The 21,874-nt window shown below is 72.9% G+C and carries 19 protein-coding genes; 4 read left to right on the top strand and 15 right to left on the bottom strand.

Features of this window, described 5'->3' with window-relative positions; genetic code table 11:
* Positions 1–78 precede the first annotated feature (78 nt).
* On the bottom strand, positions 79–354 hold the full coding sequence (locus HTV45_RS13915; protein ID WP_215206052.1) for a hypothetical protein: 276 nt from the start codon (positions 352–354) through the stop codon (positions 79–81).
* Positions 355–549: 195 nt separating this feature from the next.
* On the opposite strand from HTV45_RS13915, the gene HTV45_RS13910 reads away from it, so the two are divergent.
* On the top strand, positions 550–1,872 hold the full coding sequence (locus HTV45_RS13910) for a serine/threonine-protein kinase (protein ID WP_215206051.1): 1,323 nt from the start codon (positions 550–552) through the stop codon (positions 1,870–1,872).
* 226 nt (positions 1,873–2,098) lie between these two features.
* Here HTV45_RS13910 and HTV45_RS13905 read toward each other — a convergent pair whose 3' ends face one another.
* From HTV45_RS13905 to HTV45_RS13865, 9 genes are all read right to left on the bottom strand, one after another.
* Positions 2,099–2,917 (bottom strand): RNA methyltransferase, encoded by an 819-nt coding sequence (locus tag HTV45_RS13905; RefSeq protein WP_215206050.1) that lies wholly within the window; start codon positions 2,915–2,917, stop codon positions 2,099–2,101.
* A 1-nt stretch (position 2,918) separates the two neighbouring features.
* Positions 2,919–4,151, bottom strand: a complete 1,233-nt coding sequence (cobA, locus tag HTV45_RS13900) for a uroporphyrinogen-III C-methyltransferase (RefSeq protein ID WP_215206049.1) — start codon at positions 4,149–4,151, stop codon at positions 2,919–2,921.
* A gap of 275 nt (positions 4,152–4,426) precedes the next feature.
* Positions 4,427–8,602: a nicotinate-nucleotide--dimethylbenzimidazole phosphoribosyltransferase gene (cobT, locus tag HTV45_RS13895; protein WP_215206048.1), complete on the bottom strand. Its 4,176-nt coding sequence runs from the start codon at positions 8,600–8,602 to the stop codon at positions 4,427–4,429.
* A 368-nt stretch (positions 8,603–8,970) separates the two neighbouring features.
* Positions 8,971–10,182 (bottom strand): precorrin-6y C5,15-methyltransferase (decarboxylating) subunit CbiE, encoded by a 1,212-nt coding sequence (gene cbiE / locus HTV45_RS13890; RefSeq protein WP_215206047.1) that lies wholly within the window; start codon positions 10,180–10,182, stop codon positions 8,971–8,973.
* 127 nt (positions 10,183–10,309) lie between these two features.
* Complete coding sequence (locus HTV45_RS13885; RefSeq protein WP_215206046.1) at positions 10,310–10,948, bottom strand: GNAT family N-acetyltransferase; 639 nt, start codon at positions 10,946–10,948, stop codon at positions 10,310–10,312.
* A gap of 136 nt (positions 10,949–11,084) precedes the next feature.
* On the bottom strand, positions 11,085–11,912 hold the full coding sequence (locus HTV45_RS13880; protein WP_215206045.1) for a MetQ/NlpA family ABC transporter substrate-binding protein: 828 nt from the start codon (positions 11,910–11,912) through the stop codon (positions 11,085–11,087).
* Between the two features lie 68 nt (positions 11,913–11,980).
* Positions 11,981–12,718, bottom strand: a complete 738-nt coding sequence (locus HTV45_RS13875; protein WP_215206044.1) for a methionine ABC transporter permease — start codon at positions 12,716–12,718, stop codon at positions 11,981–11,983.
* Positions 12,715–13,752 (bottom strand): methionine ABC transporter ATP-binding protein, encoded by a 1,038-nt coding sequence (locus tag HTV45_RS13870; RefSeq protein WP_215206043.1) that lies wholly within the window; start codon positions 13,750–13,752, stop codon positions 12,715–12,717. The genes HTV45_RS13875 and HTV45_RS13870 overlap by 4 nt, the downstream gene beginning before the upstream one ends.
* A gap of 398 nt (positions 13,753–14,150) precedes the next feature.
* Positions 14,151–14,801, bottom strand: a complete 651-nt coding sequence (locus HTV45_RS13865; RefSeq protein WP_215206042.1) for an HAD family hydrolase — start codon at positions 14,799–14,801, stop codon at positions 14,151–14,153.
* A 429-nt stretch (positions 14,802–15,230) separates the two neighbouring features.
* Here HTV45_RS13865 and HTV45_RS13860 point away from each other — a divergent pair, with 429 nt between their 5' ends.
* A complete protein-coding gene (locus HTV45_RS13860) occupies positions 15,231–15,590 on the top strand; it encodes a hypothetical protein (RefSeq protein WP_215206041.1) in 360 nt (119 codons plus the stop codon).
* A gap of 1 nt (position 15,591) precedes the next feature.
* A complete protein-coding gene (locus HTV45_RS13855; RefSeq protein WP_215206040.1) occupies positions 15,592–16,020 on the top strand; it encodes a hypothetical protein in 429 nt (142 codons plus the stop codon).
* Here HTV45_RS13855 and HTV45_RS13850 read toward each other — a convergent pair whose 3' ends face one another.
* The 3 genes from HTV45_RS13850 to HTV45_RS13840 form a co-directional block, all read right to left on the bottom strand.
* Positions 16,021–16,518, bottom strand: coding sequence for a GNAT family N-acetyltransferase (locus tag HTV45_RS13850; RefSeq protein ID WP_215206039.1), 498 nt, complete (start codon positions 16,516–16,518; stop codon positions 16,021–16,023).
* A 57-nt stretch (positions 16,519–16,575) separates the two neighbouring features.
* Positions 16,576–17,088: a sigma-70 family RNA polymerase sigma factor gene (locus HTV45_RS13845; protein ID WP_215206038.1), complete on the bottom strand. Its 513-nt coding sequence runs from the start codon at positions 17,086–17,088 to the stop codon at positions 16,576–16,578.
* A 76-nt stretch (positions 17,089–17,164) separates the two neighbouring features.
* Complete coding sequence (locus HTV45_RS13840) at positions 17,165–18,334, bottom strand: glycerophosphodiester phosphodiesterase (protein ID WP_215206037.1); 1,170 nt, start codon at positions 18,332–18,334, stop codon at positions 17,165–17,167.
* A gap of 412 nt (positions 18,335–18,746) precedes the next feature.
* Between HTV45_RS13840 and HTV45_RS13835 the strand changes: the two genes are divergently transcribed.
* The gene (locus tag HTV45_RS13835) at positions 18,747–19,418 is read left to right on the top strand and encodes a 1-acyl-sn-glycerol-3-phosphate acyltransferase (protein ID WP_215206036.1); all 672 of its coding nucleotides are present in this window, start codon (positions 18,747–18,749) and stop codon (positions 19,416–19,418) included.
* A 273-nt stretch (positions 19,419–19,691) separates the two neighbouring features.
* On the opposite strand, the gene HTV45_RS13830 is transcribed toward HTV45_RS13835, so the two are convergent.
* Positions 19,692–21,215: an MFS transporter gene (locus HTV45_RS13830; protein ID WP_215206035.1), complete on the bottom strand. Its 1,524-nt coding sequence runs from the start codon at positions 21,213–21,215 to the stop codon at positions 19,692–19,694.
* Positions 21,212–21,781, bottom strand: coding sequence for a TetR/AcrR family transcriptional regulator (locus HTV45_RS13825; protein ID WP_251692030.1), 570 nt, complete (start codon positions 21,779–21,781; stop codon positions 21,212–21,214). Before HTV45_RS13825 ends, HTV45_RS13830 begins: the two co-directional genes overlap by 4 nt.
* Positions 21,782–21,874 lie beyond the last annotated feature (93 nt).

The following is a 21,874-nucleotide window of genomic DNA, read 5'->3' as shown; positions in this document are numbered from 1 at the left end:
TGCCGTCGTACCGATTGCCGGGCCTCCCGCAGGATGAGCCGTGACCTGCGCCGTACTCCCCTGGGTGGAGAAGCACCCCTACGCCTCAGGGTCATCCCCGAAGGGACGCCCGCTCCGTCCCGTTTTCTCCGACCTGTCCTCGCGGGGTACCGGCTGCTCCACCAGCGCGAGCACCCGGTTCGCCATGAACCGGGCCGTCCGCACGACCGCCCCGGTTCGGGTGACTTCGCTCACTTCGACCACCCCCCGGCGCACCGCGGTCTCCACCCTGCGCCCCGCCCTGCTCGCCACCACCTCGTACGTACGCGTCGTGTCACCCGCATCCACGACGATCTCCACACGGTCACCCTTCACGCGATCAATCCCCCTTCGGTGTCGGGTGGTTGGGATCACCGACGGCCCGAACCGGGCGCGCCCGCACGCTCCCTGACCACTCCTCAAGTCTCCCATCCACCACTGACAATCCGTCGGTTCGAGAGGGCGCGGCCTCTGCGCACGGGCCGCTGTGGAAACGTAAGCTGTGGCACGTCACAGGACCGGGCAGCGGGGATGAACATGGCGATGATGCGCCTGAGGCGCGAGGACCCGCGCGTCGTCGGCTCTTTCAGGCTCCACCGGCGGCTGGGCGCGGGCGGGATGGGCGTCGTCTACCTGGGCTCCGACAAGAAGGGGCAGCGGGTCGCGCTGAAGGTCATCCGGCCGGATCTGGCGGAGGACCAGGAGTTCCGCTCACGGTTCGCGCGCGAGGTCTCGGCGGCCCGGCGCATCCGCGGCGGCTGCACGGCCCGGCTGGTGGCGGCCGACCTCGACGCGGAGCGCCCGTGGTTCGCCACGCAGTACGTGCCCGGCCCGTCCCTGCACGACAAGGTCGCCGGTGAGGGACCCATCGGCGCGGCCGAGGTGGCAGCGGTCGGCGCGGCCCTGTCCGAGGGGCTGGTCGCCGTGCACGAGGCCGGTGTGGTGCACCGGGATCTCAAGCCGTCCAACATCCTGCTGTCCCCGAAGGGGCCGCGGATCATCGACTTCGGCATCGCCTGGGCCACCGGCGCCTCGACGCTCACCCACGTCGGCACGGCGGTCGGCTCGCCCGGTTTCCTCGCCCCGGAGCAGGTGCGGGGGGCGGCCGTCACACCGGCCACGGACGTGTTCTCGCTGGGCGCCACGCTCGCGTACGCGTCGATGGGTGACTCCCCCTTCGGGCATGGCAGTTCGGAGGTGATGCTGTACCGCGTGGTGCACGAGGAGGCCCAGCTGGCGGGTGTCCCGGACGCGCTGGCCCCCCTGGTGCGCGCGTGTCTGGCGAAGGACCCCGAGGAGCGGCCCACCACGCTGCAGTTGTCGATGCGGCTCAAGGAGATCGCCGCGCGGGAGGCCCAGGGTCTGGCGGACGTCCGCCCCCCGGCGCCTCGTGCCTCCGAGCCCGACCGGTCCACGGGCCGCCTCGCGGACACCTATCCGGAGCGCGCACAGCGCCGCCAGACGGGTCAGGGCGGACAGGGCGGACAGGGAACGCCCGCACCGCGCGGACGTGGTGCGGCCCCCGGGCGCGGTCCCGCCTCCCGGGGCGGCGGCGGGACGTCCGCCGGACGGAACCGGCGGGGCGTGCCCGCCTCGCGGAGCGACTCCGCACGGGACAGCTCCTCGCGCACGGGTGGCACCCCGCCCCGGTCCGGGTCACGGCCCGGACAGTCGTCCCGCAACACCACCCGCTCCGGCGGCGGTGCCCGTCGTCCGGGCGTCCGGACGAACGGGACGGGTCTGCGGCCGGCCAATCCCCGGCTGCTCAGACAGCGGCTGTTCGTGTTCGTCGTGGTGACGCTGGTGGTCGCGCTGGGTATCGCGCTGGTACAGGGCTGTCAGGGCCCCGGGTGAGCATCGGAGCGCGGCGGAAAGTGCCCGGGTGAGCGCCCGACCACGGCCCGGGACCCCCGGCACGAAGGCCCCGCCACGGCGCAGTAACCGCGGCGCCGACACTCCGGGGGGACGTACGCCTCCGGGCGAGCACCGTGGCCACGGCTGAAGACCCCGGCGCGAAGACCCCGACCACGGCCCGGGCCCCCGGCGCAGGCAATCCGGGGGACGTACGTCCTCCGGGCCGCTACTCCTGCGGACGCCCGGTGGTTACCGCGTAGAAGGCGACCGCGGCCGCCGCTCCCACGTTGAGGGAGTCGACGCCGTGGGACATCGGGATGCGTACCTGGTCGTCGGCGGCGGCGAGGGCCCGGGGGGACAGTCCGCTGCCTTCCGCGCCGAGCATCAGGGCCACCCGCTCCATCCGGTGCGGTGCCACGTCGTCCAGTGGCCGGGCCTGCTCGCCGGGGGTGAGGGCGAGCAGCCGGAAACCGGCCGCTCGCACCTCGTCCAGCCCTCTGGGCCAGGCGTCCACCCGCGCGTAGGGCACCGAGAAGACGGCGCCCATCGAGACCTTCACACTGCGCCGGTACAGGGGGTCGGCGCAGTCCGGGGAGAGGAGGACCGCGTCCATGCCCAGGGCGGCGGCCGAACGGAATATGGCGCCGATGTTGGTGTGGTCGTTGACCGACTCCATGACGACGACCCGGCGGGCGGTGCGGAGCACGCCCGCCGTCGTGGGCAGGGGCCGGCGCTGCATGGAGGCGAGGGCGCCGCGGTGTACGTGGTAACCGGTGACCTCTTCGGCGAGTGCGGGGTCCACGACGTACACCGGGGCGTCCGAGCGGTCGATGACGTCCCGCATGGCGTCGAGCCACTTCGCGGAGAGCAGCATCGACCGCATTGCGTAGCCGGCTTCACCGGCGCGTCTGATGACCTTCTCGCCCTCGGCGATGAACAGGCCCTCGGCCGGTTCGCGCCGGCGGCGCAGTTCGACGTCGGTCAGGCCGGTGTAGTCGTGCAGCCGGGGGTCGCCCGGGGCGTCGACGGTGATGACCTCGGCCATGTCAGGCCGCCCCGTGCGGGCCCACGCCGACCACGTCGCCGATGACGATGACGGCCGGCGGCCTGACGTCCTGCGCGACGACGGTCTCGGCGACGGTGGCCAGGGTGGCGTCGACGCGGCGCTGGGCGGCCGTGGTGCCCTCCTGGACCAGGGCGACGGGGGTGTCCGGGGACCTGCCGTGCGCCACCAGGGTCTCGGCGATCCGGCCGATCTTGTCGACGCCCATGAGGACGACGAGGGTTCCGGTCAGTCCGGCCAGGGACGGCCAGTCGACGAGGGAGCGTTCGTCGTCGGGGGCGACATGACCGCTGACGACGGTGAACTCGTGCGCCACACCGCGGTGGGTGACGGGGATGCCGGCCGCGCCCGGGACGGAGATGGAACTGGAGATGCCGGGGACGACGGTGCAGGGGATGCCCGCCTCGGCGAGCGCCTGGAGTTCCTCCATGCCGCGGCCGAAGACGTAGGGGTCGCCGCCCTTGAGCCGTACCACCGACTTGCCCTGCCGGGCGTGCTCGACGAGCGCGTTGTTGATGGCCTCCTGGGCCATGTAGCGGCCGTAGGGGATCTTGGCGGCGTCGATCACCTCGACGTGCGGCGGGAGTTCGGCGAGCAGGTCACGCGGGCCGAGCCGGTCGGCGATGACGACGTCCGCCTCGGCGAGCAGTCGGCGCCCGCGCACCGTGATCAGATCCGGGTCGCCGGGGCCGCCGCCGACGAGAGCCACGCCGGGGGCGCGGGTCCGGTGGTGCGGGGCGACCAGGGTGCCGTCGCGAAGGCCTTCGACCACGGCGTCCCGGATGGCGGCGGTGTGGCGGGGATCCCGGCCGCGCGCCTTCGTCGTGAGCACGGCGACGGTGACGCCTTCGCTGGAGCCGGTCGCGGGGGTCCACGCCGTCGCCGCGTCGGCGTCGTCGGAGCGGACGCACCAGACGCGGCGGCGCTCCGCTTCGGCGGAGGCCGCGGTGTTGGCCTCCGGGTCATCGGTGGCGATGAGGGCGTACCAGGCCTCGGCGAGGTCGCCTTCGGTGTAGGGGCGCCGGTGCCAGGTGATCTCGCCGGCGTCCGCCATGGCCTCCACGGAGGGAGTGGCCTCGGGGGACACGAGGTGGATGTCGGCGCCCGCCACGATGAGGGCGGGGAGACGGCGCTGGGCGACCTGGCCGGCGCCGAGGACGATGACGCGGCGGCCGGTGAGGCGGAGACCTACGGGGTAGGCGGGGTGTTCGGCCATCAGGAAGGGCTCCTCGGGCAAGCGGTTGGTCAGCGGGCACGCTGCGCCTTCGGAGCGGGCCTGACGTGGGGGATTTTATGCGCGTGTCCGGAGGAGGCCGGGGTGGGTGGGATTTTTCACCCGCCCACCCCTTCCGGGACCCGCGGGCGCCGCGTCCCGTGACGCCCGCGTGTGCGGGCGGACGGCTGCGCCCGTCCCCCTTGCCCGGACGGCGGTGGAGGCACATCCCGGCCGTCCGGGCAGGGGCGGCCGTCCGGGCAGGGGCGGCCGTCCGGCTACTTCTCGGTGACCCCGGCCGAGTCGAAGGTCGCCACCTCGTGCATGGCCCGTGCCGTGCTCTGCACCAGGGGCAGCGCGAGCAGGGCGCCCGTGCCCTCGCCGAGGCGGAGGTCGAGGTCGACCAGAGGGCGCAGGCCGAGTGTGTTGAGGGCGGCCACATGCCCGGGCTCGGCGCTGCGGTGACCCGCGATGCAGGCGGCCAGCACCTCGGGCGCGATGGCCCGGGCCACCAGGGCGGCGGCACCGGCACTGACGCCGTCCAGGATCACCGGCGTACGCAGCGACGCCCCGCCGAGGAGCAGGCCGACGATGGCCGCCTGCTCGAAGCCGCCGACGGCGGCCAGGACGCCGATCGGGTCGGCCGGGTCCGGCTGGTGGAGCTCGAGGGCGCGGCGCACGACATCGGTCTTGCGGACGAGGGTCTCGTCGTTGATGCCGGTACCGCGGCCGGTGACCTCGGCGGGGTCGGCACCGGTGAAGACCGAGATGAGGGCGGCGGACGCGGTGGTGTTCGCGATGCCCATCTCACCGGTGAGCAGGGCCTTGTTGCCGGCTGCCACGAGGTCACGGGCGGTCTCGATGCCGACCTCGATGGCCTGCCTGGCCTCCTCGCGGGTCATCGCGGGCCCGGTGGTCATGTCGGACGTACCGGCACGGATCTTGCGCGGCAGCAGACCGGGGGTGGCCGGCAGGTCGGAGGAGACGCCCACGTCGACGACACAGACCTCGGCTCCCACCTGTGCGGCGAAGGCGTTGCAGACCGCTCCCCCGCCGAGGAAGTTGGCCACCATCTGGGCGGTGACCTCCTGCGGCCAGGGGGTGACCCCCTGGGCGTGCACCCCGTGGTCACCCGCGAAGACCGCGACGGCCGCGGGCTCCGGGATGGGCGGCGGGCACTGGCGGGACAGGCCGGACAGCTGGGCGGAGATGATCTCCAGCATGCCGAGTGCGCCGGCGGGCTTGGTCATGCGCTTCTGGCGCTCCCATGCCTCACCGAGCGCCTTGGCGTCCAGCGGGCGGATCTGCGCGACGGTTTCGGCAAGCAGGTCGTGGGGGTCCTCTCCGGGCAGGGCGCGGCGGCCGTAGGTCTCCTCGTGCACGACCCAGGACAGCGGGCGGCGCTTGGACCAGCCGGCCCGCGTCAGCTCGGGCTCGTCGGGGAACTCCTCGACGTACCCGACGCACAGGTAGGCGACGACCTCCAGATGGTCGGGCAGCCCCAGGGCGCGGACCATCTCCCGCTCGTCGAAGAAGCTGACCCAGCCGACGCCGAGGCCCTCCGCGCGGGCGGCGAGCCAGAGGTTCTCCACGGCGAGCGCGGAGGAGTACGGCGCCATCTGCGGCTGGGTGTGCCGGCCGAGGGTGTGCCGGCCGCCGCGCGTGGGGTCGGCGGTGACGACGATGTTCACCGGGGTGTCGAGGATGGCCTCGATCTTCATTTCCTTGAACTGCTTCGCCCGGCCCTTGGGGAGGGACTTGGCGTAGGCGTCGCGCTGGCGCATGGCCAGTTCGTGCATGCCCCGCCGCGTCTCGGCGGAGCGGATGACGACGAAGTCCCACGGCTGCGAGTGGCCGACGGAGGGAGCGGTGTGGGCGGCCTCCAGGACGCGGAGCAGCACCTCGTGCGGGATGGGGTCGCCGCGGAAACCGTTGCGGATGTCCCGGCGCTCGCGCATCACCTTGAGGACGGCCTCGCGCTCGGCGTCGTCGTAGCCGGGGGCGGCGGGGCCGGTGGGCGGCGCCGTCCCCGGCTCCACACCGGCGCCCTGGGTGTCCAGGTCCTCGGGGTTCTGGGCGGCTTCGGGGCCGGGCCCGGACGGTACGGCGCCGGCTCCCGCTCCGTGCGGCTCCCCGGCGGGGGCGGTCAGGATCTGCAGGGCAGCGGCCACGGGGGNCCCCGGCTCCACACCGGCGCCCTGGGTGTCCAGGTCCTCGGGGTTCTGGGCGGCTTCGGGGCCGGGCCCGGACGGTACGGCGCCGGCTCCCGCTCCGTGCGGCTCCCCGGCGGGGGCGGTCAGGATCTGCAGGGCAGCGGCCACGGGGGCGGAACGGTCGGGGGACTGCTCGGGCCCGGTGACGGGGGGGAAGGCGCCGGGGAGGGGGGCGGCGGGGGTCTGCTGGGGGCCCTGGACCGGATCCGCCGGGGCGGGTGCGGTGGATGCGCCGGCCGTTCCGCCGGGAACCTCCGACACCTCCGACGCCTCCGCGCCGTGGGCGGCAGGGGCCTGAGGCGGCGAGGAGGTCCGGGCGTGGGCTTCGTCGTCCGCCGGGCCGGCGGGGGCGAATCCAGGGGCGACCCGATCCGGTGCGGAATCCCCGGCCGTCTCCTCGGCCACCGCTCCGGCCGTCTGCTCGGCCACCGCTCCGGCCGTCTGCTCGGCCACCGCTCCGGCCGTCTGCTCCGGGCCGGGCCCCGCGTCCGGTACGGCGGCACCGGAGGGGACGGCGTCCGCTGCGGGTACGGGAACGCCGTGATGGACCACGCCTTCGACGTCGGACAGCCGCATGCCCTGCGGCGCAGCGGCGTCCGGGGCCGGTAGTACGTCCTCGGCGCCCGGTCCCCGCGGCACCTCCGTGACCTGGGCACCCTGGGCGTCCTGCGGCACGAGCGTCTCGGCTCCGGGCGCCTGAGCGGCCTGCGGTACCGGTACCCCGATGTCCTGGACCTGCTCCGGCACCAGCGCGTCCGTCGATTCGGCGGGCTCAGTGGGCTCAGTGGGCTCAGCGGGCTCAGCGGGCGACACCTCGACAGCCGGCGGCTCCTCAGCGGCCTGGGGCACCTCGGCCACAGCACCCTCCGCGGCGGCGGACCGCGCCTCTTCCGGTACCCCGGCACCCTGCGGCGCCTCCGGCAGGCCCTGCGCGCCCGGCGCCGGAGCAGCGTCGGGCGCCTCCGGGAGCTGCGGCGCCCCGGCCACAGCGTCCTCCGCGCCGGCGCTCTGCGGCTCCCACGCGGCCGGAGCCGGCTCCGGCGGCTCCACGCCCTGCGGCGCCACCGGCGCAGCGGCCTCCGCGCCCCCGGCCTCGGCCTCGGCCTCGACCGAGGGCGTCTGAGCCGTCTCCGGCACCTCTATGACCTGCTGCGGCGTCTCGGGAACAGACGGTGGCTGCTGAGACGCCCGGCCGGTCTCCGGTAGGGCCCCGGCGCCCGTCGTCGGGATGTCCGTGTCCGGGACCTGGGGCACGGCGGCGTCCGCCGGAGCGGGTTCCGTCGCCTGACCGGTCTCCTCCCCCGGCAGCCCTGTCGCCCTCTGTCCGTCGTCCACGGGCACGGCGGGTTCGGTCGACGGGGCGGCCGTGGTCTGCTCGGATCCCGGCACGGCGCTCCCGGATCCCGGGACGTCCGCATCCGGCTCGGGTGCGGTGGTCTCCAGGTGCGGTTCGCCCGCTTGGCCGAACGGCTCAGCGGCCTGGGCGATCCCGTCCGGTCCGCCGTACTGCGGTGCGCCGGCGGTGGCCTCGGCGTCCGACGCCCCGGAGGCTACGGGTGCCCCGGCCGTCTCCGCGTACCCCGGCTCGAACGCGCCGTCGGTGGCGAGGCCGGTCCCCTCCGTGTCCTGGACCGCGACCGCCTCCGTGGCGACCCGGGTGACGACCGCCTGGGCCGCGCCCATCTGCTCCGCCCGCGGGCCAACCGTTTCGGCGGCCGGCGCCACCGTGTCCGCCGTGGCCTGGGCCCCCCAGGGCGCCGCGGCCTGCGGCGCCGCCTCGCGCGCGCGGGGGATGTCAAGGTATTCCGGGCCGGCGGTCGGGGGGCCCGCCTGACGGACCGGCAGGTCGGCGGGACCGCGGTCGGCGAGGGAGCGGACCGGGCTCGCGGAGACGTCGGGGATGGGCGGGCCGAGATGCAGCGGGCGGCGCGGCGCGGCCGGTGCCGTCCGTGCGTGCGCCGGGTCGGGAAGGCGGACGCCGCTGAGGTCGACCGAGCCGCTGTCGCGGCCGGACATCTCGTGCGGGCCGGGCGCGTGCACGGTCTCGACGACCGGCTCGGGCGCCGGCGGAGCGATCTCGTTGCCCCAGGCGCCCTGGGCGCCGGGCAGCAGCAGGTCTTCATCCTCGGCGGGACTGTCGGAGAGGTAGGTGTACGCGTCGGGCGCGGGGACGCCCGGCTGCTCCACCATGCCTGCGTTCTCCGGCAGTCCCTCGCCCGGGACCTGGCCGGTGTCGGTCATGCGTACCCCTCGCCCATCGGTTAGTGCTCCTACGACCAGCTCACCCGGAACGGCGCACCGACCGCTCCACACTGGAGAACGAGCGTGCGTCCCCAGCGGCACGAACGGCCTGTCCGAAAAAGGCGACAAAGCCATTCACTGGCATTGTCGCGGCCGCACGGCCGTCGCGTCAGCTTGATCGACGACGGATCCGCTGTGGACTGCGCCACGTTGCGCGTCCTCCGGTTCCTGCCGTACCACGACCCAGCCCAAAACGGGCGGGTTTTCCGGACATTGGCCGACGAAGCGGCGGGCATCCGGTGCGGTACAACGATCGGCCAGCCTACCCCGCGCGGTACGACAACCCGATCACGGGGACGGCAAACGGTTCAATTGCCGCGCGCGGGCAGCACCCCGCTGAGCAGGAACGCGACACTCCGTTCCGTCTCCGTCCAGGCCCGGGTGTCGAGTTCGACGGACTGCAGCAGGGCGCACTCGACCTGGTACCCGTGTTCGGTCAGATTCCGGCCGATGAGTTCGGCCGCGTCCCGGGTGGCGGCGTGCGCGACGATGCGCTGCGGACGGCGGTCGGCGACGGCGGAGACCACGGCCGCTCCCCCGCCGCCGACCCGGACGACGTCCGGCTCGGGGAGGTCCTCCAGTACGTGCGGGGCGGTGCCGTGGACGATCTGGAGCTGGGCCCCGTGGCGGCGGGCGACGGCGTCGGTGCGGGCGCAGGCGCCCGGGTCGCTGTCGACGGCGATGACGGCGGCGCCGGCCCGGGCGGCGTCGGTGGCGAAGGCGCCGCAGCCGCAGCCGATGTCCCAGACCAGGTCGCCCAGGCGCGGTCCCAGGCGGGCGAGTTGGGCGGTGCGAAGCGGTTCCCGCTCGCCCTCGCCGAGCTCGCCGTCGTACTCCCCGGCGGGCAGCGACCACCCGCGCGGGCCGCCCGAGGGGTCGCGTCCGGCGATCCAGCCGCCGGACTCGGCGGCGCCGACGGCGCCGCCGATGACGATGACGACGTTGGGGTCGCGCCAGGTGTGGTCGGCGGCCTTCTCGGAGGTGACCACGCTGACCTGCTCGCGCGGGGTGCCGAGTTCCTCGCAGATGACGAAGGTGCGGTGGATCCCGTCCATCAGCAGGCCCAGTTCGGCCGGGCCGGCGCCGGGCGAGGTGAGCACCGCCACCTTGGTGTGGGCCCGGCATACGTTCACCGCGCGGCGCAGGGTGCGCGGGTGTGCGACGACCACGTGGGCGTCGTCCCAGGGCATTGCGGCACGGGCGAAAGCCGCGGCGACCGAGGAGACGGCGGGCACCACCTCGACCTCCAGACCGAACTCCGGTGCGCGCAGGGTCCGTACGACGCCGAAGAAGCCGGGGTCGCCGTCGGCGAGGACGACCGCCGCGCCGCGGTGGGCGGCGATACGGCGGGCGGCGAGGGCGGCGGATCCGAGCCGGATGCGCTCGGCCCCGGCGGGCACCTCGTGGAGTGCCAGATGGTGGGCGGCGCCTGCCACCAGCGTGGCCGCGCTCAGCGCCCCGCTTGCCGCGGCGGTCAGCGGTGAACCGTCCCAGCCGATCACCGTGACCCGGTCGGCCATCGTCGTCAGTCTCCTGGGGTTTTCGCAGGTCTCGTCGGCTGTGCCGCCCCGGGGGCGGTCCGCAGACTTTACCCGGTACGGCCGGGAACCGCGCGGGCGCTGAGGCCTGGCAGCGGGTCGCCGGAGGTCAGTTCCAGTCCGCGTAGGTGTGGTACCCGCCGGTGTCCGCCAGTGGTCCGTCCGCACCTTCGATGTCCTCGGGCAGCAGGCTCCATACGATGAAATCGGTGCGTACGTCGCTCCAGCCGCCGTCCTCGGTGCGGACGTGGGCTATGCAGGCTCCGCGCAGCACACCCTCGCTGATGCAGCCGATCTTCTGGGCCACCTGCTGCGAGGCCGTGTTGTCGGCGGCGGTGCGCAGTTCCACGCGTTCGAACTTCTGGTCGCCGAAGAGCCACTGGGCGGTGGCGAGAGCGGCCTCGGAGGCGTAGCCCTCACCACGTGCCCAGGGGGCGACTATGTACGACAGCTCGGTGGACCGGATGTGCCAGTTGGCCTTGGTGAGCCGGATGAGGCCGACCAGGCGCTGGGTGAGGAACTCGGTGACGGCGAGGTCGAGCCCGTTGCCCGCCGCGCGTACGGCGGGGGCGTCCTCGGTGATCCAGGTGCGGGCGGCCCGCTCGGTGAAGGGCTGGGGGGTGTCGGTCCAGGCGGCGACCTGTTCGTCGTTCATCATCGCGGTGAGGGCGGGCACGTCGTCCGTGTCGAGGGGACGCAGCACCAACCGCTCCGTGCTGATGGAGATGTCGGGGAAGGTGCTCGTCATGCGCCGCTCCGTTATCTGAGAGACCGTCGGGTGCTGCTGAACTGCCCAGCATGCAGCATGAAAGCACCGGACCGCACCACGGGGGCCCGCCCGCTTCCCGGCGGGCGGGCCCCCTGTGGGCCGCGGGTGCTCCGGATCAGAAGGAGGCGAGCACGGAACCGGCGTACTTGTCCTCGATGAACTTCTTCACCTCGGGGGAGGTGAGCAGCTCAGCGAGCTTCTTCACACGCGGGTCGTCCTCCTGGCCCTCCTTGACGGCGAGCAGGTTGTTGTTCGGGTTGTTCTCGGCGGCTTCCAGGACCAGGGCGTCCTCGGCGGGCCTGAGGTCGGCCTCGATGGCGTAGTTGCCGTTGACGACCGCCGCGTCGACATCCTCGAGGGAGCGGGGCGTCTGGGCCGCCTCCAGCTCCTTGAACGCGAGGTCCCTGGGGTTCTCGGTGATGTCCGCGGGGGTGGCCGCGGTGCCGACGCCGTCCTTGAGGGTGATCAGGCCGTTGGCGGCGAGCAGTTGCAGGGCACGGCCCTCGTTGACGGTGTCGTTGGGGATCGCGATGGTCGCGCCGCTCTTCAGCTCGCCGGCCTTGCCGACCTTGCTCGAGTAGAGGCCGAGCGGCTCCAGGTGCACGTCGACGACGGACACCACGTGTGTGCCGTTCTTCTCGTTGAAGTCGTCGAGGTAGGGCTGGGTCTGGAAGAAGTTCGCGCCGACCGAGCCGTCCTCCGTCGCCGTGTTCGGAGTGACGTAGTCGGTGAACTCCTTCACCTCGAGGTCGAGGCCGGCCTGCTCGGCGAGGTTGTCCTTGACGAAGGTCAGGATCTCGGCGTGCGGCACGGGGCTCGCGGCGACGATCAGGGGTCCGGAGGTGTCGGAGGCGGCGTCCTTGTCGGAGCCGCAGGCGGTGAGCCCGAAGGTGAGGGCTCCGGCGGCGAGGACGGCGGTGGTGATCCTGGCGGTGTTACGCACGAAAAGTGCCTTTCCTTGGGTGGTGCGACCCGTATCGGGGAGTACGGGGGTCTGGGGGTCCGGAGAGGTCAGACGGCCTTGCGGACGTCGGCCGGGGCGGGCTCCCCGGCCTTCAGCAGCCGCAGCTTCGGTCCGGCGCCGGAGCGGGCGCCGCGGCGGTGCAGCGCGCGGGCCGCGTAGTCGCCGGTGAACTGGATGACCGAGATGACCACGGCGAGGATCGCGACGGTGATCCACATCAGTTCGCTGTCGAAGCGCTGGTAGCCGTAGCGGACGGCGAAGTCGCCGAGACCGCCGCCGCCCACGGCGCCGGCCATGGCCGAGTAGCCGATGAGGGCGATGACCGTGGTGGTGGTGGCTGCGATCAGCGAGGGCAGCGCCTGCGGGACGAGCACCTTGCGGACGATGGTCCAGGTGTTGCCGCCCATGGCCTGTACGGCCTCGACGAGCCCGTGGTCCACTTCGCGGACGGCCGTCTCCACGAGGCGGGCGAAGAACGGGATGCCGCTGATGGCGAGCGGTACGATCGCGGCCTCACTGCCGATGGACGTGCCGGTGACCCAGCGGGTGAAGCTGGTCAGGGCGACCATGAGGATGATGAACGGCATCGAGCGGCCGATGTTCACGGTCTGCCCGATGACCTTGTTCACCACGCGGTTCTGCAGCAGTTCGCCCCGGTCGGTGAGGACGAGCAGGACACCGAGCGGCAGGCCGCCGGCCACCGCGATCAGAGTGGACCAGCCGACCATGACCAGCGTTTCGATACACGCCTGTTCGAGCAGGGGCTGCATCTGGGACCAGGTCACTTGGCCGCCTCCTTCACCAGGGCGGGCCGCGCCCGGTCCAGTACCTCGATCTGCAGGCCCTGTTCGCGCAGGAAGCCGATCGGCACCACGTTGTCCTCGTAGCGGCCGGGCAGTTCGATGCGCATCCGGCCCACCTGGAGACCGCCGACGGTGTCGATGGCGGCACCGAGGATCGATATGTCGATGTTGTAGGTACGCGAGAGCTGGGAGATGACCGGCTGGGTCGCGCTGTCGCCGTGGAAGGTGACGTCGAGGACGGTGCGGTCGTCACCGGAGGACTCGCCGCCGACCGGGAACAGCGCGGAGGCCAGTTGCGAGCCGGGGGTGCCCAGGAGGTCGCTGACCGTGCCGGACTCGACGATGCGGCCCCGGTCCATCAGGGCGGCCGAGTCGCAGACCTGCTTCACGACGTCCATCTCGTGGGTGATGAGCAGGACGGTGAGGCCGAGCCGGCGGTTCAGGTCGCGCAGGAGCTGCAGGATCGAGCGGGTGGTCTCCGGGTCGAGGGCGCTGGTGGCCTCGTCGGAGAGCAGCACCCCGGGATCGCCGGCGAGGGCTCGGGCGATGCCCACGCGCTGCTTCTGACCGCCGGAGAGCTGGGCGGGGTAGGCCTTCGCCTTGTCGGCGAGGCCGACCAGGTCGAGCAGTTCCAGCGCCTTGCGGGAACGTTCCTTCCCTGACTGTCCGAGTATCTCCAGCGGCAGTTCGACGTTGTCCTGCACGGTGCGCGTGGACAGCAGGTTGAAGTGCTGGAAGACCATGCCGATGCGGCTGCGGGCCTGCCGCAGCTCACGGCCGGCGCGGGGTCCGCGGCCGGCGAGGGCGGTGAGGTCCTGGCCGGCCACCGTCACGGTGCCGGCGGTGGGGCGTTCCAGCAGGTTGACGCAGCGGATGAGGGAGGACTTGCCGGCGCCGGACTGGCCGATGACGCCGTAGACCTCGCCTTCACGGACGTGCAGGTCGACGCCGTCCAGGGCGGTGACCTCACGACCGCGCGAGCGGTAGACCTTGGTCAGGCCGGAGGTGGTGATCACGTGGGTATCCGTCACTGTCGAAGTGCGCGTCGCGTCGGGGCGCCGGGCACGAGGCGATCAGGGTGCGATGCAGCGGGGCGCACAGATCTCCCCGGGCGCGGTGAGGCGGCCGCGGGGAAGCGTGCGCGGGGGGCGTGGCTCAGTCGCGTGTGCGGGGCACACGGGTGCGGACCTGGGCCGGCTCTCGCTTCGGGGCGCGAGGCTCAGATGGTGCGGGGGCCCTCTAGAAGGCGCGCATTCGGCACTGACACATACAACGAGCACCGGGCGGCATGGTCGCCTCGGTCGCAGGAATGCGGTCGCTCGTCGTGGTCATGCGGCCAGTAAAGCAGAGGTTCACTCCTGACCGGACGCGCCCGTCCGTATAGTGGACAGCCGCGGACAGGCATGCGCGCACGTCAGGGGCGTACGGAGATCTCCACTCCCCCGCCGGTGACCAGCGCGGACAGGGCCGAGAGGTCCTCGACGACCAGATCGGCGGTCAGTTCGCGGGCCCGGTGGGTTGTGGCCAAGGCCACGGTCCGCATACCGGCGGCACGGCCGGCCTGGAGTCCCGCCGGGGCGTCCTCGAACACGACGCAGTGGGCGGGGTCGGCACCGAGCATGCGGGCGGCGAGCAGGTAGGGCTCGGGGTCGGGCTTGCCCCGGGTGATGTCGTCGGCGGCGACGAGGGTCTTGGGCCGGATGCCCACGGCACCGAGGCGGGCTTCCGCCAGCCGCCGGGTGGCGGAGGTGACCACGGCCCAGCGTTCGGCCGGCAGCGCACCGAGGAAGGCCTCGGTGCCGGGCAGCAGATGCACACCGCCGTCCGGTACATCCTCCACCTCCAGGTCCTCGATCCGCGCGACGGCCTCCGGCACCACGTGGGCGGGCAGCAGGTCGGCGGCTATCTCGGCGGCCGGGCGGCCGTGCAGCTCGATCCGCCCGAACCGCTCGGCCGTGATGCCGTACTCCCCGGCCCACCGCGTCCAGCAGCGCCGCACGGACAGCAGGGAGGAGACCAGGGTTCCGTCGTTGTCGAACAGCAGGGCCTGCGCATGAATGGTCATGCCATCGACCTTACGGGTCCGGCCGCACCCCGACGGTCGTCACCGGACCGGATCCGGGCAGCGACAGCGATCCGCGGCGCGCACCCGGCGTCGGCCCACGCGGCGGCACGAGCCGGCCGCTCGATGCGTGGAGCCCGTCACCGGCTCGCCACCACCCTGCCCGCGACCGCTCCCCCGGGGCGCGCGGCGCATCCGGCGGCTCCCGTGTGCCGGGGGACGGGTTCCAGGAGGCGTGGCGGGGGCGTGGGCGCCGGCCCCCGGGAGGCTCGCGGGCGGCCCGCACCAACGCCGCGGGGCACTGATCCCACGGGGCGCGCCCTCCCGGGGCGGAAACCGGCACCGCCGGCCGGGGCATGGGCAGGGCGCCCCCGCCCGAGCAGGGCGGGGGCGGGGGCGGCGGGGGTTCCGGGGCGTAATAAAGTCGCTGCCATGCTTGACGTCCTGACGCTGGTGACCGGTGTCGCCGCGCTGCTGCTCGCCGCCTGGTGCGGGTGGGCCGCCTACCGTGACCAGCCGACGAAGGACTGGCACTTCATCGGGATGGCCGTGGTCACACTGCTGGCGCTGGTCCAGCTGGTCGTCGGCGTCGTGCAACTGGCCCGGGGCGAGAAGCCGGAGCAGGGCACGACGATCTTCGTGGCGTATCTGCTCGGCTCGTTCGCCTGCGTCCCGGCGGCCGGTTTCCTGTCGCTGGGCGAGCGCACCCGCTGGGGTTCGCTGACGGTCGCCGCGAGCGGGATCGTACTGGCGGTGCTCGAGGTCCGGCTCTTCGACATCTGGAGGGGCTGACATGGCGGAGACGCGGCAGGAGCAGCCCCGGACCCGGCTGGTCGGCGGGCCCGGACTGCTGCTGGTGTGGCTGTACGGCGTGATGGTCGTCGGCGCGGTGTCGCGCTCGGCGTACCAGATCGCCACCGAATTCGACCGGGCCCCGCTCGCGTACACGCTGTCCGCGCTGGCCGGGCTGGTCTACGGATTCATCACGTACACCCTGGTGCGCGGCGGGGAGACGGCCCGCAGGGCGGCGCTGGTGTGCTGCGCCGCCGAGCTCGTGGGCGTCCTGACGGTCGGCACCTGGACACTGGTGGAGCCGTCCGCCTTCTCCGACGCGACCGTGTGGTCGGAGTACGGGATGGGGTACCTGTTCATTCCCGTACTGCTGCCCCTGACCGCCCTGTACTGGCTGCGCACGGCGCGGACCCGGCGGGCCGGGGCCTGATCAGGCCGTCGTCGCGTAGGCCTCCGCGTTCTTCTCCAGGACGATCATCGGTACGCCGTCCGCGCCCTGCGAGGTGCCCACCCGCTGGTAGCCGACCTTGCTGTACAGCCGCAGATTGCTCTCGCTGCGGTGCCCGGCGTGCAGCCGGAACGTCCTGGCCCCGCGCTCGCCGGCGAGGGCGGCCTCCGCCGCCCTGAGCAGACGGGCACCGATGCCGTGCCCCTGCAGCCGGGGGTGGACACAGAGCTTTCCGATCGCGGCCGCGCCGTCCTCGGTGATCCTGCCGCGTACCGAGCCGACGATCTCGTCGCCGAGGCGGGCCACGAAGACGCAGTCGGCGGCGACCTCCTCGCGCACCGAGTCGAGGGTCTGGACCAGGGGGTCGATGCGGTAGTTGCCGTAGAGCGCCGCTTCGCCCTGGAAGCACAGGTACTGCAGCCTGAAGATCTGCTCCGCGTCCTGCCCGGCCGCCGCAGAGATGGTCACGCTCATGCCCATGTGTGCATGCCTCCCGCTCACCTGATCATCTGTCGTCCCTCACTCCTATCCCCGTCCTCAGCGTGCCGCAACCTCCGGTGTGAGCAATCGCCGCAGACATCCCAGGCATCTGGAACGTTCCGGTCCGACACTGCCCTGTGAGATACCCAACTCCCCCGCGATCTCCCGGTATGTCGGATCGCCCGGCGCCAGCAGGGCTTCGATCAGCCGGGGACAGCGGCCGGGCAACCGACGGACGGCGTCCCGCAGGGCACGGCGGCGAGCGGCGGTGAGCACGAGGTGTTCGGGACCGTGGTGGCCGGTGTCGGCGGGTTCGGCGGTCAGCGCCGTTTCCCTGCGGGCCCTGCGGCGGGTGCGGCGGGCCTCCGCGCGGACGGCGCGGCGCAGCCAGTCCGGCGGGTCGGGCGGCGGGCCTCCCGCTTCGAGGCGCTCCAGCAGGCGCAGCCAGACCGCCTGTTCGAGATCGTCCGGTTCGGCCCCGCAGCCGGGCGCCTCGGCGGCGGCCTCCGCACCGAGCAGCGGACGGAGGGAGACGACCAGCTCGGACGCCGGGACCGGTTCGGATGTCATACGCACAACGACTCGGCCGCTCCGGACAGGGTTGCCCGGAGCGGCGCGGACTCACCCCTATCGGGGCGGAGCGGGGTCAGCCGTTGACGAAGTCCTCGCGGGCCAGCAGTCCGGTGTCCGGGTTGTCGGTGAAGACGCCGTCGATGCCGGTGGCGAAGTACGTCCGGTAGGCGCCGAAGACGTCTCCGTAGGCGTCGGGGTCGGTGCCCCGGCGGAAGTCGGCGGGCAGGAAGGGGTTCTCGTTGCGCATGGTGTAGGGGTGCAGGATCAGGCCGGCCCGGTGGGCGTCGCGGACCAGGGTGGTCGGCCGGGTGAGCCTGCCGTCCGCGTCACGCGGGATGACCAGGTCGAGGGTGGGACCGATGCCCTGGGCGTAGGAGGCGATCTCCTTCAGGCCCCGGGGGGTGACGAGGTCGGCGACGGTGCGCGGATCGCCGGACTCGACGAAGTCCCAGGGGCGGCTGTCCGCGCCGGACAGGAGCACCACGAGCGGGTTGTCGACGAGCCCGCTGAGCCGCTGGACGCCGGTCGGCTCGAACGACTGGAGGATGACCGGCGAGTTCCGGCGGTGCTTTCCGTGCCTGCGCAGCACCCTCGCGACCCGTTCCTCCAGACCGAGGCCGAGGCCACGGAAGTAGGTGGGGTGCTTGGTCTCGGGGTAGATCCAGACCTGCTTGCCGCGCTTGCGGGTCTGCTCGTCCTGCCAGCGCAGCACCTCGTCGAAGGTGGGGATCTCCCAGCGGCCGTCGTAGAGGGTGTTGTGCGGCCGGTTGGCGGGGATGCGCTCGACGGCGCGCAGCCGTTTCAGCTCGGCGAGGGTGAAATCCTCGGTGAACCAGCCGGTCACGGCGGCGCCGTCCAGTGTCTTGGTGGTGCGCCGGCCGGCGAACTCCGGGTGGTCGGCGACGTCCGTGGTGCCGCCGATCTCCGGCTCGTGCCGGCAGACGAGGTGGCCGTCCCTGGTGGGGACGAGATCGCCGGCCTCGACGACGTCCGCGCCCATGTCGAGGGCGAGCTGATAGGCGCCCAGGGTGTGCTCGGGCCGGTAGCCGCTGGCCCCGCGGTGCCCGATGACCGTCGGCACGGGCAGGCTCCTCAGCCCCCGTCCGCCGCCGGGCCGGGTGCCGGCGGCTCTCGCCGTGCCGCCCAGCGCCAGGACCGATCCGGAGGCGCCGACCACGGCCGCGCCGAGGAGGGCCCGCCGTCCGGTCCCGCCCGCCTGTCCGTTCGACTCCCGCGTTGCCATGAGCGCCTCCTGATGTCGGCTCGTCCGGTGCGGGCCGATCGTAGGTGCGTGCCGATGACGGACGGGAGACCCCGGGCCGAACACACGGGTGAGGTTGGATGACGTACGCCCCTCATACGGATGACGTACGTCTGTCGTATTCCGGTGGGGATGTGATGGCTCGTCCGATAGCGCACCGCGGGCCGGGGCACCCACCGGGTACGCCGGACCGGGCGACTTCCGTCACAGCGTGACGGCCTAGTTTCCCCGCGTCACGGGCGGGCGCCGCAGATGAACCCGGGTCAAGAGTGTGTAAGACCTCGGTGAACTCGCACGAGCCCGATGTGCGTAACCCCCTGAGCCGCGAGTAATGTCCTCACCTGCACAGACTCATACGGCATTCACCCACGTCCGCTTCCCACCGGAGGGCCCGTTGTCCCGCTTCGCGCTCATCAAGGCAGTGCTCGGTCCGACCATGCGCCTGATGTTCCGCCCACAGGTGGAGGGCGCGGAGAACATCCCGGGCGACGGTCCCGTGATCCTGGCCGGCAATCATCTGACGTTCATCGACTCGATGATCCTGCCGCTCGTCTGCGACCGTCAGGTCGTCTTCATCGGCAAGGACGAGTACGTCACCGGCAAGGGACTCAAGGGCCGCCTGATGGCGTGGTTCTTCACGGGCGTGGGCATGGTCCCGGTCGACCGCGACGGGGGCCGGGGCGGGGTGGCGGCGCTGATGACCGGGCGCCGGGTGCTGGAGGAGGGCCGGATGTTCGGCATCTACCCCGAGGGCACCCGCTCCCCCGACGGCCGGCTGTACCGGGGGCGTACCGGTATCGCCCGGCTCACCCTGATGACCGGTGCGCCGGTGGTGCCGTTCGCCATGATCGGCACGGACAAGCTCCAGCCCGGTGGCGCGGGGGTGCCACGGCCTGGCAAGGTCACGGTCCGCTTCGGTGCGGCGATGGAGTTCTCCCGCTACGAGGGGATGGACCGCGACCGCTATGTCCTGCGGGCGGTCACCGACTCGGTGATGGCCGAGGTGATGCGGCTGTCGGGGCAGGAGTATGTGGACATGTACGCGAGCAAGGCGAAAGCGGCGTAGCGCTGCGCTGTGCTTGTGCGGTTGGGGTTGGCGCGGGGGTTGATCGCGCCGTTCCCCGCGCCCCCAGGGGCCCGAGGGGGCAGACGTCCGGACTTGCAGTGCGGGTGCGCGGGGGTTGATCGCGCCGTTCCCCGCGCCCCCAGGGGCCCGAGGGGGCAGACGTCCGGACTTGCAGTGCGAGTGCGTGGGGGCTGATCGCGCCGTTCCCCGCGCCCCCAGGGGCCCGAGGGGGCAGACGTCCGGATCTTCGGTGCGGGTGCGTGGGGGCTGGTTTCAGGTGTCGGCCAGGTGTTGGTCGCGGAGGATGAACCATGCGGCTGCTGACGCTGCCAGGAGGACCGTCGCTCCTGTGCCTGCTGCCAGGGTGAGGCCGTCCACGAAGGACTGGCGGGCCGCTTCCAGCATGGGGTCGGCGAGGGTGGCGGGCAGGTGGGAGGCCGCCTCCACCGCGCCGCCCAGGGACTCGCGGGCCTCCGCCGGGGTGCCCGCCGGGCCGGTGAAGTCGCGGTAGACGCCCGTCACGATGGAGCCGAGCACGGCGATACCGAGGGCGGCGCCGAGTTCGTACGCCGTCTCGGAGACGGCCGACGCGGCGCCCGCCTGTTCCTTGGGCACGCTGGAGAGGATCACGTCGGCGGTCACCGTGAAGGAGAAGCCGGCGCCCAGGCCGACGAACAGCAGGGCCGCACCGAGCAGCGGATATCCGGTGGACTGGCCGATCACCGTGAGCGCGGCGAGGGAGAGACCGATGGCGGCCAGTCCGCCGGCGACGACCGAGCGCACGGAGAAGCGCCGGGCGGCGCGGCCCGCGACCAGTCCCGCCGCCACCGCCCCGATCGCGGCGGGGAGTTCGGCAAGGCCCGCCTCGAACGGCCGTCGGCCCTGGACGAGTTGCAGGTACTGCGACAGGAAGAACACCAGCCCGGAGAGTCCGAGGATGGTCAGCAGGTCGGCCAGTACCGCACCGCTGAATCCGCGGTGCCGGAACAGCCGCATGTCCAGCAGCGGTGCCGGGAGGAGGAGTTGCCGGCGTACGAAGCCGTACAGGGCGGCGGCGCCCACCAGTCCGGCGGCCAGGGCGGGCCAGGTGAAGCCGTGGCTCGCGGTCTCCTTCACCGCGTAGACGACACCGATCATGCCGGCCAGTGACAGGACCACACTGCTCATGTCCCACGGCCCGGGGTGCGCGGTGCGCGACTCGGGGAGCAGTTTGGCGCCGACGACCACCAGCACGGCCATCACGGGCAGGTTGATCAGGAAGACCGAGCCCCACCAGAAGTGTTCGAGCAGGAGTCCGCCCAGGACCGGCCCGACGGCGGTGCCCGCGGAGGCGGTCGCGCCCCAGATGCCGATGGCCAGGCTGCGTTCGCGCGGGTCGTGGAAGAGGTTGCGGATCAGGGCCAGGGTGGCCGGCATCAGGGTGGCTCCGGCGACACCGAGGAGCGCCCGGGCGAGGATCATCAGCTCGGGTGTGTGCGCGTAGGCGTTGAGCACGGATATCGCGCCGAACGCGGCGGCACCGCAGAGCAGAATCCGCTTGCGGCCGATGCGGTCGCCGAGGCTGCCCATGGAGACCAGCAGGCCGGCGATGACGAACGAGTAGACGTCGCCGATCCACAGCAGCTGGCTGCCGGTGGGGGCGAGATCCTCGCTGATGTAGGGGGTGGCCAGGCCGAGGACGGTCGCGTCGACGGCCACCAGCAGCACGGCGAGCACCAGGACGGAGAGCGCGAGCCACCGCCCGGGACGCTTCCCCTCCTCGGTCGTGGGTTCCGGCCGTAGGGCGGCGCTGGTCATGACACGTTCCTCTGTATGCGGTCGCCGGTGCGGCGTACGCCGCCGAGCAGGAGCTCGACGATCATGTGGGTGAAGTCCTTGGGGGCCACCCGGCCCTCGGCCACCGCCCAGGCGGCGGAGGCGATCAGTCCGTAGAGCGCCTCGGTGAGCCAGGCCGGGGTGAGGTCGATGCGGAACTCGCCGCTCGCCTGGCCGCGCCGGAACAACCCGGCGATGCTCTCGTCGATCCGGGCCCAGCCCTCGTTCTGTTCCTCGCCCTCGAACAGCTGGTTCTCGGAGTAGAGGAAAGCGATCAGACCGGCGTGCGGTTCGATGTGGGTGACCAGGCGGCGTACGGCCTCGATGGCTGGCCCTTCGCCGGGCCGGGCCGCCTCCAGGGCGGCCTCGCACTCCGCGATACCGAGTGCCTCCAGCGCCCGCACCAGTGCGTCCCGCCCGGCGAACTGCCGGTGCAGGGTGGCGCGGCTGATCCCGGCGGCCCTGGCGACCTCGTCCATGGTCGCGGTGGATCTACGGGTCAGCAGGGCGGCGGCACTGCGCAGCACCTGGTCACGATCGACAGCCATGAGACGACGGTACCGCATGCGAGACACGCATGTCTCACAGGGGGCGTACGCGTCTCATACCGACAGGGTGTCGGCAGTGGGGTCGCTTGGGTC

The organism is Streptomyces sp. CHD11 (genome assembly GCF_018638295.1).
Taxonomy (GTDB): Bacteria; Actinomycetota; Actinomycetes; order Streptomycetales; family Streptomycetaceae; genus Streptomyces.
Note: the sequence above shows the minus strand (reverse complement) of the source record. Positions and strands in the feature narration are given on the sequence as shown.

Excerpts from the sequence above, each read along its gene's own strand:
- HTV45_RS13910 (WP_215206051.1), top strand. The coding sequence starts at position 550 with ATGAACATGGCGATGATGCGCCTGAGGCGCGAGGACCCGCGCGTCGTC.
- HTV45_RS13905 (WP_215206050.1), bottom strand. The coding sequence starts at position 2,917 with ATGGCCGAGGTCATCACCGTCGACGCCCCGGGCGACCCCCGGCTGCAC.
- cobA (WP_215206049.1), bottom strand. The coding sequence starts at position 4,151 with ATGGCCGAACACCCCGCCTACCCCGTAGGTCTCCGCCTCACCGGCCGC.
- cbiE (WP_215206047.1), bottom strand. The coding sequence starts at position 10,182 with ATGGCCGACCGGGTCACGGTGATCGGCTGGGACGGTTCACCGCTGACC.
- HTV45_RS13885 (WP_215206046.1), bottom strand. The coding sequence starts at position 10,948 with ATGACGAGCACCTTCCCCGACATCTCCATCAGCACGGAGCGGTTGGTG.
- HTV45_RS13865 (WP_215206042.1), bottom strand. The coding sequence starts at position 14,801 with ATGACCATTCATGCGCAGGCCCTGCTGTTCGACAACGACGGAACCCTG.
- HTV45_RS13860 (WP_215206041.1), top strand. The coding sequence starts at position 15,231 with ATGCTTGACGTCCTGACGCTGGTGACCGGTGTCGCCGCGCTGCTGCTC.
- HTV45_RS13855 (WP_215206040.1), top strand. The coding sequence starts at position 15,592 with ATGGCGGAGACGCGGCAGGAGCAGCCCCGGACCCGGCTGGTCGGCGGG.
- HTV45_RS13850 (WP_215206039.1), bottom strand. The coding sequence starts at position 16,518 with ATGGGCATGAGCGTGACCATCTCTGCGGCGGCCGGGCAGGACGCGGAG.
- HTV45_RS13845 (WP_215206038.1), bottom strand. The coding sequence starts at position 17,088 with ATGACATCCGAACCGGTCCCGGCGTCCGAGCTGGTCGTCTCCCTCCGT.
- HTV45_RS13840 (WP_215206037.1), bottom strand. The coding sequence starts at position 18,334 with ATGGCAACGCGGGAGTCGAACGGACAGGCGGGCGGGACCGGACGGCGG.
- HTV45_RS13830 (WP_215206035.1), bottom strand. The coding sequence starts at position 21,215 with ATGACCAGCGCCGCCCTACGGCCGGAACCCACGACCGAGGAGGGGAAG.
- HTV45_RS13825 (WP_251692030.1), bottom strand. The coding sequence starts at position 21,781 with ATGGCTGTCGATCGTGACCAGGTGCTGCGCAGTGCCGCCGCCCTGCTG.